Annotated in this window: 14 protein-coding genes; all 14 read right to left on the bottom strand. The window is 61.5% G+C overall.

Annotated features, from left to right (window positions below; translation table 11 throughout):
- Positions 1-21: 21 nt before the first annotated feature.
- Complete coding sequence (locus ACYG9R_RS26685; RefSeq protein WP_023670978.1) at positions 22-1,749, bottom strand: ABC transporter substrate-binding protein; 1,728 nt, start codon at positions 1,747-1,749, stop codon at positions 22-24.
- Between the two features lie 77 nt (positions 1,750-1,826).
- A complete protein-coding gene (locus ACYG9R_RS26690; protein ID WP_023670977.1) occupies positions 1,827-2,114 on the bottom strand; it encodes a DUF2160 domain-containing protein in 288 nt (95 codons plus the stop codon).
- A gap of 67 nt (positions 2,115-2,181) precedes the next feature.
- Positions 2,182-3,096 (bottom strand): carbohydrate ABC transporter permease, encoded by a 915-nt coding sequence (locus ACYG9R_RS26695; protein ID WP_023670976.1) that lies wholly within the window; start codon positions 3,094-3,096, stop codon positions 2,182-2,184.
- A gap of 1 nt (position 3,097) precedes the next feature.
- Positions 3,098-3,964, bottom strand: coding sequence for a carbohydrate ABC transporter permease (locus ACYG9R_RS26700; RefSeq protein WP_023712374.1), 867 nt, complete (start codon positions 3,962-3,964; stop codon positions 3,098-3,100).
- Positions 3,965-5,056, bottom strand: coding sequence for an ABC transporter ATP-binding protein (locus ACYG9R_RS26705; protein ID WP_023696519.1), 1,092 nt, complete (start codon positions 5,054-5,056; stop codon positions 3,965-3,967). It abuts the gene before it with no gap.
- Between the two features lie 10 nt (positions 5,057-5,066).
- The gene (locus ACYG9R_RS26710; protein WP_023684650.1) at positions 5,067-6,146 is read right to left on the bottom strand and encodes an ABC transporter ATP-binding protein; all 1,080 of its coding nucleotides are present in this window, start codon (positions 6,144-6,146) and stop codon (positions 5,067-5,069) included.
- A gap of 38 nt (positions 6,147-6,184) precedes the next feature.
- Complete coding sequence (gene glpD, locus ACYG9R_RS26715; protein WP_023712375.1) at positions 6,185-7,705, bottom strand: glycerol-3-phosphate dehydrogenase; 1,521 nt, start codon at positions 7,703-7,705, stop codon at positions 6,185-6,187.
- 117 nt (positions 7,706-7,822) lie between these two features.
- Positions 7,823-8,590 carry a DeoR/GlpR family DNA-binding transcription regulator gene (locus tag ACYG9R_RS26720; protein WP_023734329.1) on the bottom strand — a complete coding sequence of 256 codons (768 nt, stop codon included), beginning with the start codon at positions 8,588-8,590 and terminating at the stop codon, positions 7,823-7,825.
- A 115-nt stretch (positions 8,591-8,705) separates the two neighbouring features.
- Entirely contained in the window at positions 8,706-9,152 is a 447-nt protein-coding gene (locus ACYG9R_RS26725; RefSeq protein WP_155923318.1) for a hypothetical protein, read from the bottom strand.
- Positions 9,153-9,166: 14 nt separating this feature from the next.
- Positions 9,167-10,582: a pyridoxal phosphate-dependent decarboxylase family protein gene (locus ACYG9R_RS26730; RefSeq protein ID WP_023688617.1), complete on the bottom strand. Its 1,416-nt coding sequence runs from the start codon at positions 10,580-10,582 to the stop codon at positions 9,167-9,169.
- An 89-nt stretch (positions 10,583-10,671) separates the two neighbouring features.
- Positions 10,672-11,403: a peptidase gene (locus ACYG9R_RS26735; protein WP_023684646.1), complete on the bottom strand. Its 732-nt coding sequence runs from the start codon at positions 11,401-11,403 to the stop codon at positions 10,672-10,674.
- 32 nt (positions 11,404-11,435) lie between these two features.
- Complete coding sequence (locus ACYG9R_RS26740; protein ID WP_023739978.1) at positions 11,436-12,230, bottom strand: transglutaminase family protein; 795 nt, start codon at positions 12,228-12,230, stop codon at positions 11,436-11,438.
- Between the two features lie 85 nt (positions 12,231-12,315).
- Positions 12,316-13,257: an alpha-E domain-containing protein gene (locus ACYG9R_RS26745; protein WP_023693403.1), complete on the bottom strand. Its 942-nt coding sequence runs from the start codon at positions 13,255-13,257 to the stop codon at positions 12,316-12,318.
- A 116-nt stretch (positions 13,258-13,373) separates the two neighbouring features.
- Complete coding sequence (locus ACYG9R_RS26750; RefSeq protein WP_023670964.1) at positions 13,374-14,786, bottom strand: circularly permuted type 2 ATP-grasp protein; 1,413 nt, start codon at positions 14,784-14,786, stop codon at positions 13,374-13,376.
- Positions 14,787-15,037 lie beyond the last annotated feature (251 nt).

Consider the following 15,037-nt stretch of genomic DNA (forward strand, 5'->3'; position numbering starts at 1 on the left):
ATCCTGGCGCGTACGCCAAGATTACTTCTGCCAGCTCTTCACCAGTTCGTCGTAGTTGATGGTGATCGGCTTTTCCTTCTCGTTCTCGATCTTCAGCTGAGGCGCGAGATTGCCGTTCTTGACCGCGTCGGCGTTCCAGTAGGCGAGGTCATGCTCTTCGGCCATCTTCGGGCCGATATCGCCCTGGACGCCCGACTTCTCGATGCGGGTCATGACTTTTTCCTGCTCGGCGCAGAGCGAGTCCATGGCTTCCTGCGCCGTCTTGGCGCCGGACGAGGCATCGCCGATCGCCTGCCACCAGAGCTGTGCCAGCTTCGGATAATCGGGCACGTTGGTGCCGGTCGGCGACCACTGAACGCGGGCCGGCGAGCGGTAGAACTCGATCAGACCACCGAGCTTCGGCGCACGTTCGGTGAAGCTCTTGTCGTGGATCGTGCTTTCGCGGATGAAGGTCAAGCCGACATGGCTCTTCTTCACGTCGACCGTCTTCGAGGTCACGAACTGCGCGTAGAGCCAGGCGGCCTTGGCGCGGTCGGTCGGCGTCGACTTCATCAGCGTCCAGGAACCCACGTCCTGATAGCCGAGCTTCATGCCGTCCTTCCAGTAGACGCCATGCGGCGACGGGGCCATGCGCCACTTCGGCGTTCCGTCGTCGTTCAGCACCGCCTTGGCGCCGGCGTCGACCATCGAAGCGGTGAAGGCGGTGTACCAGAATATCTGCTGCGCGACCGCACCCTGTGCCGGCACCGGGCCGGATTCGGAGAAGGTCATGCCTTGGGCTTCGGCCGGAGCGTAGGCCTTCAGCCAGTCGAGGTATTTCTGGATCGAGTAGACGGCAGCCGGGCCGTTGGTGTCGCCGCCGCGCGCCGTGCAGGAGCCGACCGGCTGTGATTTCTCGTTGACCTTGATGCCCCATTCGTCGACCGGCAGGCCGTTCGGCAGGCCCTTGTCGCCGTTGCCGGCCATCGACAGCCAGGCATCCGTGAACCGCCAGCCGAGCGACGGGTCCTTCTTGCCGTAGTCCATGTGGCCATAGACCTTCTTGCCGTCGATCTCGCGGCCGGTGAAGAACTCGGCGATGTCCTCATAGGCCGACCAGTTGACGGGAACGCCGAGGTCGTAGCCGTATTTCGCCTTGAAGTCGGCCTTGTTCTTCTCGTCGTTGAACCAGTCGTAACGGAACCAGTAGAGGTTGGCGAACTGCTGGTCGGGCAGCTGATAGAGCTTCTTGTCCGGCGCGGTGGTGAAGGAGGTGCCGATAAAATCCTTCAGGTCGAGGTTCGGATTTGTAACGTCCTTGCCCTCGCCCGCCATCCAGTCGGTCAGGTTGCGGACCTGCTGGTAGCGCCAGTGGGTGCCGATCAGGTCGGAATCGTTGACCCAGCCGTCATAAAGGTTCTGGCCGGTCTGCATCTGGGTCTGGATCTTCTCGACGACGTCGCCTTCCTGGATGACGTCATGCGTGATCTTGATGCCAGTGATGGCGGTAAAGGCCGGCGCCAGCACCTGCGATTCATACTGGTGGGTGGCGATGGTTTCGGACACGACCTTGATGTCCATGCCGGCGAAAGGCTTCGCGGCATCGATGAACCACTGCATTTCTGCTTCCTGGCCGGCGCGGTCGAGCGTCGACAGCGGGCCGATTTCCTTGTCCAGAAACGCCTTGGCCTCATCCATTCCGGCGTAGGCGTTGCCTACCCCGAGCAACAGGACAAGGGCAGTTGTTGATGTTAAAAATTGCCGTCGCATAGGTTTCCTCCACATTTAGGTTTCAAGTGCGATCTGGAACGGCCGCCGGCACGCGGTCGATCCAACAGTTTCCCCCTCTATACGTAGCGGAACACGCCGACGGCGTAGACCACGGAGAGAGCGAGAGCCCACCACAGGTTGGATCCGACAAGACCCAGCCAAGCGAGATGGATAAAGGCGCTGCCAAGCAGCGACAGAAAAAGACGGTCGCCGCGCGTCGTCTCGAAGCGCAGGATGCCGACGCGCGGATTGCCGCCCGGCGAGGCAAATTCCCAAAACGCCATGCCGCACAGCAGCAGAAGAATGGTGCCGAAGAACGCCGCCGTCGGCCACGTCCACGCCATCCAGGTGAGGTCGAGATTCATGGTGACACCCTCCCCAGGGCAAAGCCCTTGGCGGTAGTGGTGAGGGTGAACCCGTGCTTTTGTTTCATCACACCCTCCCCAGGGCGAAGCCCTTGGCGATGTAGTTGCGGACAAACCAGATGACGAGCGCGCCGGGGATCAGCGTCAGCACGCCGGCGGCAGCGAGCAGGCCCCAATCCATGCCGGCGGCCGAAACGGTGCGGGTCATGGTGGCGGCGATGGGCTTGGCATCGGTGGTCGTCAGCGTGCGAGCGATCAAAAGCTCGACCCATGAGAACATGAAGCAGAAGAAGCAGGCGACACCGATGCCACTGGCGATCAGCGGCATGAATATCCTGACGAAGAAGCGCGGGAAGGAGTAGCCGTCAATATAGGCTGTTTCGTCGATCTCTTTGGGCACGCCCGACATGAAGCCTTCGAGGATCCACACCGCCAGCGGCACGTTGAACAGGCAGTGCGCCAGCGCCACAGCGATGTGGGTGTCGATCAGGCCGAAAGCCGAATAGAGCTGGAAGAACGGCAGCGCGAACACTGCCGGCGGCGCCATGCGGTTGGTCAGCAGCCAGAAGAACAGATGCTTGTCGCCGAGGAAGCGGTAGCGCGAAAAGGCGTAGGCCGCCGGCAGCGCCGCAGCCACGGAAATCACCATGTTCATGACAACATAGGTGATCGAGTTGATGTAGCCCGAATACCAGGACGCATCGGTGAAGATAGTGACGTAGTTGGCGATCGTAGGCTGATGCGGATAGAGCGTCAGCGAGGAGACGATCTCGGCATTGGTCTTGAAGCTCATGTTGATGAGCCAGTAGATCGGCAGCAGAAGCACGATGATGTAGATCGTCGGCACGATCCACCACCAGCGCGATTCCTCGCCGCGCTTGCGCATCAGCCGGGCGACCTGATCCTGCGAAAGCGTGCTCGCCAATTTTCCCGAAGCGGTGGTTTCGCTCACTCTGTCGGCTCTTTCGTTGGCGCCGCTCATCTCAGCGCTCCGCGTCGTAGTTGGTCATCACGGTGTAGAACACCCACGACAACAACAGGATGATCAGGAAGTAGACCAGCGACATGGCGGCCGCCGGACCGAGGTCGAACTGGCCGAGCGCGGTCTTGACGAGGTCGATCGACAGGAAGGTGGTCGAGTTGCCGGGGCCGCCGCCGGTGACGACGAAGGGCTCGGTGTAGATCATGAAGCTATCCATGAAGCGCAACAGCACGGCGATCAAAAGCACACGCTGCATCTTCGGCAGCTGGATATAACGGAACACCGCCCAGCGCGAGGCGCCGTCGATCTTGGCCGCCTGGTAGAAGGCATCCGGGATCGAAACCAGGCCGGCATAGCAGAGCAGCACGACAAGGCTGGTCCAGTGCCAGACGTCCATGATGATGATGGTGACCCAGGCGTCGAACGAATCCTGCACGTAATTGTAGTCGATGCCGAGCGCGTTGACGTAGTAGCCGAGCAGGCCGATGTCGTTGCGGCCGAAGACCTGCCAGATGGTGCCGACGACGTTCCACGGAATGAGCAGCGGCAACGACATAAGCACCAGGCAGACCGGCACGCCCCACCCCTTCTTCGGCATGTTGAGCGCGATGAATATGCCGAGCGGCACTTCGATGGCCAGGATGATGAAGGAGAAGATCAGGTTGCGCACCATCGCTTCCCAGAAGCGGCTGGACGACAGCAGTTCCTCGAACCACTGGGTGCCTGCCCAGAAGAAGACGTTGTTGCCGAAGGTGTCCTGCACCGAATAGTTGACGACCGTCATCAGCGGAATGACGGCCGAGAACGCCACCAGCACCAGCACCGGCAGCACCAGGAACCAGGCCTTGTTGTTCCAGGTCTTTTCCATCTATGCCCCCATCTCGACACGCCCCATCTCAACCAGCCAGGAATCGGCATAGATGTTGATGCCGGCCGGATCGAAGCGAACCTTTGGGTCGGCCGGCACGCTCTCGTCCTCGCCGATGACGGCAGCGATCTCGCGGCCTTCGAGGCTGGCGCGCACCACCTTGTGGCGGCCGAGATCCTCGACCTTGCTGATTTTAACCGCCATGCCGTCACGGCCGAGCCTGACATATTCGGGGCGGATGCCGAGTTCGATGGCGCCGGAGCTCCCAGCGGCGGTCTTTGGCGCGCCGGGCAGCTCGATCCGCTGGCTGCCGATGGTCGCGGTCTTGCCGTCGATCGCCACCGGCATGACGTTCATCCCGGGCGAGCCGATGAAATAACCGACGAAAGTGTGGCGCGGGCGCTCGAACAATTCGGCCGGCGTGCCGATCTGGACGATACCGCCATCATACATGACGACGACCTGGTCGGCGAAGGTCAGCGCTTCAGTCTGGTCATGGGTGACATAGACCATGGTGTAGCCGAAGCGGCGGTGAAGTTGCTTCAATTGCGAGCGCAGCACCCACTTCATATGCGGATCGATGACCGTCAGCGGTTCGTCGAACAGGATGGCATTGACATCCGAGCGCACCAGGCCGCGGCCGAGCGAGATCTTCTGCTTCTGGTCGGCGGTCAGGCCCCTCGCCTTCTTCTTCGCCCACGACGCCAGGTCGATCATCTCCAACGTCTCGCGCACCTTGCGGTCGACATCGGCCTCCGGCACGCCGCGGTTGCGCAGCGGGAAGGCCAGATTGTCGTACACCGTCATGGTGTCGTAGATGACCGGGAATTGGAACACCTGCGCAATATTGCGCTCCTGCGTCGACAGATTGGTGACGTCCTTGCCGTTGAACAGCAACTCACCGTGCGAGGGTTGCAGAAGTCCCGAAATGATGTTGAGCAGCGTGGTCTTGCCGCAACCCGAGGGCCCAAGCAGCGCATAGGCGCCGCCATCCTCGAAAGTGTGGTGCACTTCCCGCAGCGCAAAATCGGCATCCTTCTGCGGGTTGGGCAGGTAGGAGTGCCTGACATGGTTGACGTCGATGCGCGCCATCTCTTCCCCCTCAGGCCGCAAGCTTCGGCGCGGCGACGGCGCTGCCGTTGCTGTCGAAGACCATGATGTGGCGCGGATCGATAAACACCTCGATCTCGGCGTCGGGCTCGAAATCGCGGATGCCGTGGGTCAGCATGACCCAGCGCGCATCGGCAAAATCGAGATGGATGAAGCTTTCCGAGCCGGTGATCTCGGTGATCGTCACCTTGGCGCGCACCGGCACCGCGGCGGCGTTGGGCCGCTCGAGCGACAGATGATGCGGCTGGAAGCCGATCGTGTAGTTGGCGTCGGCAATGCCGGCGAGTTCGGCAGGTACCGGCAGCTTGACGCCGCCCTCGAGAAGGAAATCCGGACCTTTCTTGGCCAGCACGATGGTGTTGAGCGGCGGATCGGCAAAGGTTTTCGCCGTCACCAGGTCGATCGGCTTGCGGAAGACGTCGATGGTCGGCCCGAATTGGGTGATCCGCCCCTCGGACAGCGTCGCCGTATTGCCGCCGAGCAGCAAGGCTTCATGCGGCTCGGTCGTGGCGTAGACGAAAATGGTGCCGGCGGCGGCAAATATCTTGGGCAGCTCGGCGCGCAACTCCTCGCGCAGCTTGTAATCCAGATTGGCGAGCGGCTCGTCGAGCAGCACCAGACTGGCATTCTTGACGATGGCGCGGGCCAGCGCCGTACGCTGCTGCTGGCCGCCGGACAGGCTGAGCGGCGTGCGGTCGAGATAGGGTGTGAGCTTCAAAAGCCCTGCCGCGTTGCGGACTTCCTTGTCGATCTTGGCCTGGTCGGTGCCGGCGACGCGCAACGGCGAGGCGATGTTCTCGTAGACGGTCATCGCGGGGTAGTTGATGAACTGCTGATAGACCATGGCGATCTTGCGCTGCTGCACCGGCATGCCGGTGACATTCTGGCCGTCGAACCAGACTGAACCGGTGGTCGGCACGTCGAGTCCGGCCATCAGCCGCATCAGGCTGGTCTTGCCCGACAGTGTCGGCCCGAGCAAAACGTTGAGCGAGCCGTGCTGAAGCGTCAGCGACACGTCGCGGATATGCTCCACCGCGCCGACCATCTTCGTCACGTTTCTCAGTTCCAGCATGATGCCTCCTCCCAGGCTTTGTGCATCAATCGCCTTCCCTATTCCGCTGCCGCGACATGGCGCCGGCTGATGCCGCGCATGAATTCGTCAAGCGCCGAGGCCTGTTCGCGGCTGAGATGCAGACCCCGCTTGGTGCGACGCCACAATACATCTTCGGCGGTCAGCGCCCATTCGTTTTCGCTGAGGTAGCGTACCTCGGCCTCATAGAGATCGGCGCCGAAATTGCGGCCGAGATCGGCGTTCGACTTGGCAAGGCCGAGCAGCACTTGCGCGCGCGTGCCGTAAAGCCTGGTCAACCGACGCGCCAGGCGCTGGTCGAGGAAAGGATAGGCGCTCTTCAGCTTCGCCACCTGGACGTCGAAACCGGTGGCCGGGAAATCGCCGCCCGGCAAGGGCGCGTTCGCCGTCCACGGCTTGCCGCGCTTGCCGAGAAAACCTTCGACCTTTTCCAGCATCGATTCCGACAACCGGCGGTAGGTGGTGATCTTGCCGCCGAAAGCGTTGACGATCGGCGCCTTGCCCCCGCCGCCATCGGCTTTCAGCACATAGTCGCGGGTCGCTTCCTGCGCCTTCGAAGCGCCGTCGTCATAGAGCGGGCGCACGGCAGAATAGGTCCAGACGATATCGGGACGCGTCACGGCTTCAGCAAAATATTCGCTCGCCGCCGCGCAGAGATAGTCGATCTCGGTGTCGCTGATCTTCACGTCATGCGGATCGCCGGGATAGTCGCGATCGGTGGTGCCGATCAGCGTAAATTCTTCCTCGTAAGGGATGGCGAAGATGATGCGCCCGTCCTTGTTCTGGAAGAAGTAGGCGCGCGGATCATCGAACTTCTTTTTGATGACGATATGACTGCCCTGCACCAGGCGCACATTGTGCACGTCGTTCTGGCCCACAGTGGTCGACAGGACGTGGTCGACCCACGGACCGGCGGCATTGACCAGCAGCCGGGCCTTGACCTCCTCTGCCTCTCCCGTCTGCACGTCTTCCACGCGGATCGCCCACAGATCGCCTTCGCGCCGCGCCCCGACGACTTTCGTGCGGGTGCGGATGGTGGCGCCGCGGTCGGCGGCGTCACGCGCGTTCAATGCCACCAGCCGGGCATCGTTGACCCAGCCGTCCGAGTACTCGAAAGCCTTGTGAAACAGCGGCTTCAGCGGCTTGCCAGCCGGATCCTTGGACATGTCCAGTGTCCGGGTCGCCGGCAGCAATTTGCGGCCACCAATATGATCGTAGAGGAACAGGCCGAGCCGGATCAGCCAGGCCGGGCGCAGGCCCTTGGCGTAGGGCAGCACGAAGCGCATCGGCCAGATGATGTGCGGCGCGTTCTTCCACAGAACCTCGCGCTCCATCAGCGCCTCGCGCACCAGCCGGAACTCGTAGAATTCGAGGTAGCGCAGACCGCCGTGGATCAGCTTGGTCGAGCCGGAGGAGGTTCCGCTGGCAAGATCGTTCATCTCGGCCAGAAATACCGAAAAGCCCCGCCCAACGGCGTCGCGGGCGATGCCGCAGCCATTGATGCCGCCACCGATGACGAAGATGTCACGGACTGCGTCCACAAAGCCCTCCCGCGATTTCGCATTGCAGCATTTTTAGGTTTTTACGAAACCGTAGCGGGATTATTTCGAAATAAGAACGAATGTCAAACGAAATGTAACGGGACCGTGATCGATAGCTTAGCCGAGCGACGTTTCGATCAATTGAACCTCCGCTTCCTCGCAGATCTTGCGCACCGACGGGATGTCGCAACGGTCGGTGATGAAGGTGTTGACTTGCGAGAGATGGCCGATGCGAACCGGCGCGGTGCGTTCGAACTTGGTCTGGTCGGACACCAGGATGACATGCCTGGCATTGGCGATGATGGCTTGCGCCACTTTCACTTCGCGAAAGTCGAAATCGAGCAACGCGCCGTCATGGTCGATGGCCGAGGCGCCGATCACCGCATAGTCGACCTTGAACTGCCTGATGAAATCGACCGCGGCCTCGCCGACAACGCCGCCGTCGGAGCCGCGCACGACGCCGCCGGCGATTACCACCTCGATCGAAGGATAGATGCGCATCCTGTTGGCAACATTGATATTATTGGTGATGACCATGAGCCCGGTATGGTCGAGCAGCGCCTTGCTGACCGACTCGGTCGTGGTGCCGATATTGATGAACAAAGATGCGTTGTCGGGTATCAGCCTGGCCGCCGCGCGGCCGATCGCCTCCTTCTCGTCGGCGGCAATCTTGCGGCGCGCCTCATACTCCATGTTCTCGATGCCGGACGGGAACAAGGCCCCGCCATGAATGCGCGTCAGCAGCCGCTGATCGCAGAGATCGTTGAGGTCCTTGCGGATGGTCTGCGGCGTCACGTTGAAGTGCGTGGCGAGGCCATCGACCAGCACACGGCCATGGTCCTTCGCCATCTGGATGATTTCGGCATGGCGCGGCGACAAATACACTGAGAACCTCCCGTTTTCGTTTTTCTTGTTTGTAGCTGAAAACGAAAGCAATGAAAAGGGAGACGCCGGCTAATGAAATATCGATGATTGCAAAGGCGAACCGGGCAGATACGGCTCAGACCCGCTCCGCCACCTTGCGGGTGACAGCCGCGACTTTACCTGGCGAGCGGATCATCAGGAAATTGCCGGACCAGTATCCCGGGATTCGCCAAGTGCCTTTGATCTCGGTTGCATCACCGTTGATGATGCCGCTGTAGTGAATCGGGTGCGCCTTCAATTGGGCCTTGTCGTATGTCTTGGTAAAGGAGACGGCGTTGCCCTCTCGCTGCCCCTGCAGGCTTGCGTATCTTGCCGTGCTGGTCGCCGCCGGTTCGTGGGTCATCCCCGTCAAGCTGGTTGCCGTCTCGATCAGCGTTGCAACGAAGGAAACCGGCGGCAGTTCGCGCGGATAGAAATAGCGCCCGCTCCAGACGCCCGTCAGATTCTGGCTGACCCCTTCAGCCCTTCCGGCCATATGCTTGCTCGCAAATCCTTGCTGGCTTGCCCCGGCGGCGGCAACCACCCGGGCAATCCCTGTCAGTCCTTCGGGGATCTTGCACACTCGCAGATGACAGTGAAGGCGGTATCGACATCGGCCGCGGTTGTCTCGAACTGGCCTGCCTGGAAGCGGATGGCGACCCGCCCATCGACACGCGTCTGCGTCAGGTAGATACGGCCGTCATTGTTGATGGCGTCGACCAGACGCAGATTGTGCTCGTCGCAGTCAGCGCCGGATGCGGCGCGATGCCGGAACGAGAACAGCGACAGCATCGGCTGGCTGGCGAGCTCGAAATCCTCCTCCTCGGCCAGGCGCGCTGCTATGCCTTCGCTCCAGGCGACGTGATTGCGGATCATGGTGCGCAGCGCCTCAAGGCCATGGGCGCGCAGCAGGAACCACAGCTTCAGCGCCCGGAAGCGACGGCCGAGAGGCACCGACCATTCGGAGTAGTTGATGATGCCGTCATGGCCGCGAGTTTTCAGATAGTCCGGCTTGATCGCCAGCGTGCGCACGAGATCCTCCGGCTGGCGGACGAACTGGATCGAGCAGTCGAATTGCGCGCCCAGCCATTTGTGCGGGTTGAAGACGATCGAGTCCGCGCCCTCGACACCGGTCCAGAAATGCCGGTATTCCGGACAGATCATCGCCGATCCGGCCCAGGCGGCGTCGATATGCAGATAGAGCCCCTGGCGTTTGGCCACCGCGGCCACTTCAGCGATGTCGTCGGTGCCGCCGGTGCTGGTGCCGCCGACGCACGCGATGATGCCGGCCGGCAATAGGCCGGCGGCGCGGTCGGCAACAATCGCCGCTTCCAAAGCCGCGGTATCCATGGCGCGGTAGGTGCCAGCGACGGGAATGCGGACGAGGTTTTCCTCGCCAATGCCGGCGACCCAGATGGCGCGGTCGATCGAGGTGTGCACCTGGTCGGAGGAATAGACGCGCAGCCTGCCCTGCCCGGAAAGACCCTTCTTGTTGCCCTGCCAGTCGAGCGTGCGCTCGCGCATGGTCAACACGGCGGCCAGCGTCGCCGATGATGCGGAGTCCTGGATCACGCCGGAAAAGCCTTCGGGCAGGCCGAGCGCCTGGCGCATCCAGTCGACGATGCGCGTCTCAAGCTCTGTCGCCGCCGGCGAGGTCTGCCACAGCATGCACTGCGCGGCCATCGCAGAGACCAGATATTCGGCCACCACCGAGACGGGTGCTGCATTGGCCGGGAAATAAGCAAAGAAACGCGGATGCTGCCAATGCGTCATGCCGGGCACGATCTTGGCTTCGAAATCGGCGAAGATCGTCTCCATCGATTCCGCGGCCTCCGGCGGAGAAGCTTCGATGCTCCTGAAGATCTCGCCCGGCGCTATGGCAGGTCGCACGGGCCGATCGCGAAGGCCGGCGCGGTAATCAGCGCCCCAGTCGGCGGCGCGCCTCGACCAGTCGCGGAATTGCTCGTTGTCCATGGATCCTCCCGACGCGCCGATCAGCCAGCCGTTTGAATTTTGATTAACATGTTAAATAGAGACAGGCAACCGCGACGAAGGTTCCCGCGCTACCCCGGAAAATCCGGCAGGCTGGCAAAGGCCGTCTTCAACGCGTTCGACCAGCCTTCGGAAATAGCACGATAATATCGATCGTCCTGGCCGATGCGCTTTTTCAAACCCACCGTGAACGTGTCCTCCTCCAGGAACAGCAGGTCGAGAGGCAGGCCGACGGACAGGTTCGATTTCAGCGTCGAATCGAACGACACCAGCAAGAGCTTGACCGTTTCAGCCAGGCTCATCGTCCTTTCATAGGCACGGATGATGATCGGCTTGCCGTATTTGGTCTCGCCGATCTGGAAGAACGGCGTGTCGTCGGTCGATTCGATGAAATTGCCCTCGGGATAGATCATGAACAGCCGTGGCGGGCTGCCCTTGATCTGGCCGCCGAGGATGAAGGAGGCGTTGAAATAGGAATCCGCCTTTTCGCCGGCAGGCGACGAGCTGGCGATGACTTCCTTGACGGTGTCGCCGACCAGCCGAACCGTCTGGTACATGGATGGGGTCTCGAGCAGCGTCGCGTGGCGTTCCGCCACCGCCTTGGTGCGCTCGTCGAGCAGGCTGACCACGGCCTGCGTCGTAGCCAGATTGCCGGCCGACATCAGTACGATGACGCGCTCGCCTGGCTCTTCCCAGACATGCATCTTCTTGAAAGTGGAGATCGAATCCATCCCTGCATTGGTGCGCGTGTCCGACATGAACACGAGTCCACGATCGATCTTGAGGCCGACGCAATAAGTCATGGAATCTCTTCAGGCAGCAATCTTGCCGGAGACTACTGCTCTACCGTGACGGTGACTGCAAGCTGTTCCTCCGCCTGTCCCAGTCGAATTCCCGACACCGGCGAGGCGTCGCGATAATCACGGCCGGTGGCTACCCTGACATAGCGTTCATCGGGGGAAATGCCGTTGGCGGCGTCGAAGGCGACCCAGCCGAGACCCTGAACATGGGCTTCGGCCCAGGCATGGCTTGCCGCCTGCTCGATGGCCGCATCCATCATCAGATAGCCACTGACATAGCGGGCCGGAAAACCCATGACGCGGGCTGCGGTGACAAAGATGTGGCTGTGATCCTGGCAAACGCCGGTCTTCAGCGCCAATGCCTCTTCCGCCGGGGTCGTCACGCTGGTGGTGCCCGGCGTGTAGGCGACGCGCTCGACGATCAGGGCCATCAGCCGATGCAGCCTTTCGATGTCGGTACCTTTGCCGACCGCCGCGGCAAGCTCGCTTATGCCCTCGCCGGGGATGGTCAAAGCTGTCTCCTGGCTGAACAGCCACAGTGGCGCAAAGCCGTGATGCGGACCCGAGACGCCTGCTGTGTCGCGCGTGACAACCTCGCCGGAGGCCTCGACGGTGATGAAGTCGCGCTCGCCATCGACGCTCAACAGCCTGTTATCGTTGCCGAAATGGTCGTTAAAGCGGACTTCCTCGCGCGCGCCCTCGATCTTCAGCGCCCAGGACAAGACGGTCTGCGTCGGTCCGCTGACCGGTAACAGGCGCAGCCGCTGCAACAGATAGTGCACCGGCGCGTCGTAGCGGTATTCGGTACGGTGGGTGATCTTGAGCCGCATGCCTATTTTCCGTTTGTAAGCATGATCTTATCCGAAAACCGGGTCCCACTTGTCGCTAGCGCGGCCCTCCGGTTCGCGATCATGCTCAATTGAACCGGTAATCTTGTGCGATCTCTTCGCCAAGCTTGGTGTTGTCTTGAATGAACCTGGCCAGGAATTCGTGCAGGCCGGCGTCGAATATGTCCTTGATCGACCCTGCCTGCAGCATCGCCTGTGTCCTGTCGACGGTGGCGTGGCAGGCATGACGGTCGCCATAGTCGTCGCCCAGGAACTTCAGATGCTCGGCGAGAAAACGATAACAGAAGGTCAGCGAACGCGGCATGCGCACATTGAGGATCAGATAGTCGGCAATATTGGTCGGTTTGTAGTCGGCCTCATAGACCCAGCGATAGGAACGGTGCGCCGACACCGAGCGCAGGATCGATTCCCATTGGTAGTTGTCGAGGCTCGAGCCGACCCAGGAGATCGACGGCAGCAGCACGTAATATTTCACGTCGAGGATGCGTGCCGTGTTGTCGGCCCGCTCGACATAGGTGCCGAGCTGCGAGAAGTCGAAGATCTCGTTGCGCAGCATCGTGCCGTAGAACGAGCCGCGGATCAGCGCCGTCTCGCGTTTGATGGCGTCGAGCACACTCGGCAGGTCGCGCTCGTCGATCGGCTTTGCCAGCATGCGCTTCAGGGCCATCCAGGCTTCGTTGATGCTCTCCCAGGTCTCGCGCGTCAGCGCGGTGCGCACCATGCGGGCATTGTTGCGAGCGGTCTCGATCGCCGACATCGTGCTCGACGGGTTCGAGGTGTCGCGCAGCAGGAAGTCGGCGACGTTGGCGGCGGTATAGTCCTTGTATTTCTGCGTGAAGGTGACGTCGGAGCCGGCGCTGAGCAGCACCGAATTCCACTCTTCCGACGCGCTCTGGGTGCGGGTCAGAGCCATGCGAAGGCCGGCATCGACCAGACGCGCCATGTTTTCCGCCCGCTCGATATAGCGGTTCATCCAGTAGAGCCCGTTGGCGGTGCGGCCGAGAAGCATGTGAAGTGGCCTTCGGGCTAGTGAGTAGGGAATAGTGAGTAGGGATTAGTAAGCATTTGAATCTCTGTGGAATATGGCATTTCTTGTCCCTCTACTGCCTACTGCCTACTGCCTACCTAATCGTCCAACACCCACGTATCCTTCGTCCCGCCGCCTTGCGAGGAATTCACGACCAACGACCCCTCCTTCAGCGCCACCCGCGTCAAGCCGCCGGGCACGATCTGGATTCGGTCGGAGACCAGAACATAGGGTCGCAAGTCGACATGGCGCGGCGACAGGCCTTTTTCTGTCAGGATCGGGCAGGTCGACAGCGCCAGCGTCGGCTGGGCGATGTAGTTGGAAGGCTTCGCCTGCAGCTTCTTAGCGAAATCCTGGCATTCCTTCTTGGTCGCAGCCGGCCCCACCAGCATGCCGTAGCCGCCGGAGCCGTGCACTTCCTTGATGACCAGCTCATGGATGTGTTCGAGCACGTATTTCAGGCTGTCGGGCTCCGAGCAGCGCCAGGTCGGGATGTTGCCGAGGATGGCTTTGCGGCCGGTGTAGAACTCGACGATGTCGGGCATGTAGGAATAAATCGCCTTGTCGTCGGCGATGCCGGTTCCCGGCGCGTTGGCGATGGTGATGTTGCCGGCGCGGTAGACGTCCATGATGCCGGGCACGCCAAGGGCCGAGTCCGGCCGGAAGGTCAGCGGATCGAGGAAGGAATCGTCGACGCGCCGGTAAAGCACGTCGATCTGCTTGTAGCCTTCGGTCGTGCGCATGGCGACGTGGCCGTCTACAACGCGCAGATCCTGGCCTTCGACCAACTGCACGCCCATCTGGTCAGCGAGGAAGGCATGTTCGAAATAGGCGGAGTTGAAGCTGCCCGGCGTCAGCACGGCAATGGTCGGTGCACCCTTGGTGCTTTGCGGCCGCACTGCCGCCAGCGACTGGCGCAGCAATTGCGGATAATTCTCCACCGGCCGCACCTTGATCTGCTGGAACAGCTCGGGAAATAGCTGCATCATCGTCTCGCGATTCTCCAGCATGTAGGAGACCCCCGACGGCGTGCGCGCATTGTCCTCCAGCACGTAGAACTCGTTCTCCGAGATGCGGACGATATCGACGCCGATAATGTGGGTGTAGACGCCGGCCGGTGGCCGCACTCCGATCATTTCCGGCAGGAACGCCTCGTTCCTGGCGATCAGCTCCCTCGGCACGCGGCCGGCGCGCAGGATTTCCTGGCGGTGGTAAATGTCGTCGAGGAAAGCGTTCAGCGCCTGCACGCGCTGCTCGATGCCTTGCGTCAGCCTTCGCCATTCATTGCCGGAGATGATGCGCGGCACGATGTCGAAGGGGATCAGCCGCTCGGAGGCTTCCTGCTCGCCATAGACGGCGAAGGTAATGCCGGTCTTGCGGAAGACGCGCTCGGCGTCCTGCATCTTTTCGGTAAGCCTGGCCGGGTCCTGCTCCTTCAGCCAGCGGTCGTAAGCCGTATACGGTTGTCTAAGCCCGGAAACTTCCGGAAGCATTTCATCGAACGCTGCCAATCGCATACTCCCCTGTGACGCCATTTCACTGGCGTCGCGGGAGAAAATCAAGCGCAATCGGTGATTTGGAGGATATCGGCGATCAGTATGTTCCGACTGCCCAAAATTCGGGCAGTCGGAACAGGACCTTAATCAGGCTCTGCCTTGTCGCCGGGCAAGTGCCTGATGCGGCCATAGCAGTTCACCGTTTCATGGAAACGGCGACCTGCCATGGCTTTTTGCTTCGACGCAATTCCGGGCGGAAAACCGCT

The organism is Mesorhizobium sp. RSR565B (assembly GCF_054719465.1).

Excerpts from the sequence above, each read along its gene's own strand:
- ACYG9R_RS26685 (WP_023670978.1), bottom strand. The coding sequence starts at position 1,749 with ATGCGACGGCAATTTTTAACATCAACAACTGCCCTTGTCCTGTTGCTC.
- ACYG9R_RS26690 (WP_023670977.1), bottom strand. The coding sequence starts at position 2,114 with ATGAATCTCGACCTCACCTGGATGGCGTGGACGTGGCCGACGGCGGCG.
- ACYG9R_RS26695 (WP_023670976.1), bottom strand. The coding sequence starts at position 3,096 with ATGAGCGGCGCCAACGAAAGAGCCGACAGAGTGAGCGAAACCACCGCT.
- ACYG9R_RS26700 (WP_023712374.1), bottom strand. The coding sequence starts at position 3,964 with ATGGAAAAGACCTGGAACAACAAGGCCTGGTTCCTGGTGCTGCCGGTG.
- ACYG9R_RS26705 (WP_023696519.1), bottom strand. The coding sequence starts at position 5,056 with ATGGCGCGCATCGACGTCAACCATGTCAGGCACTCCTACCTGCCCAAC.
- ACYG9R_RS26710 (WP_023684650.1), bottom strand. The coding sequence starts at position 6,146 with ATGCTGGAACTGAGAAACGTGACGAAGATGGTCGGCGCGGTGGAGCAT.
- ACYG9R_RS26730 (WP_023688617.1), bottom strand. The coding sequence starts at position 10,582 with ATGGACAACGAGCAATTCCGCGACTGGTCGAGGCGCGCCGCCGACTGG.
- ACYG9R_RS26735 (WP_023684646.1), bottom strand. The coding sequence starts at position 11,403 with ATGACTTATTGCGTCGGCCTCAAGATCGATCGTGGACTCGTGTTCATG.
- ACYG9R_RS26740 (WP_023739978.1), bottom strand. The coding sequence starts at position 12,230 with ATGCGGCTCAAGATCACCCACCGTACCGAATACCGCTACGACGCGCCG.
- ACYG9R_RS26745 (WP_023693403.1), bottom strand. The coding sequence starts at position 13,257 with ATGCTTCTCGGCCGCACCGCCAACGGGCTCTACTGGATGAACCGCTAT.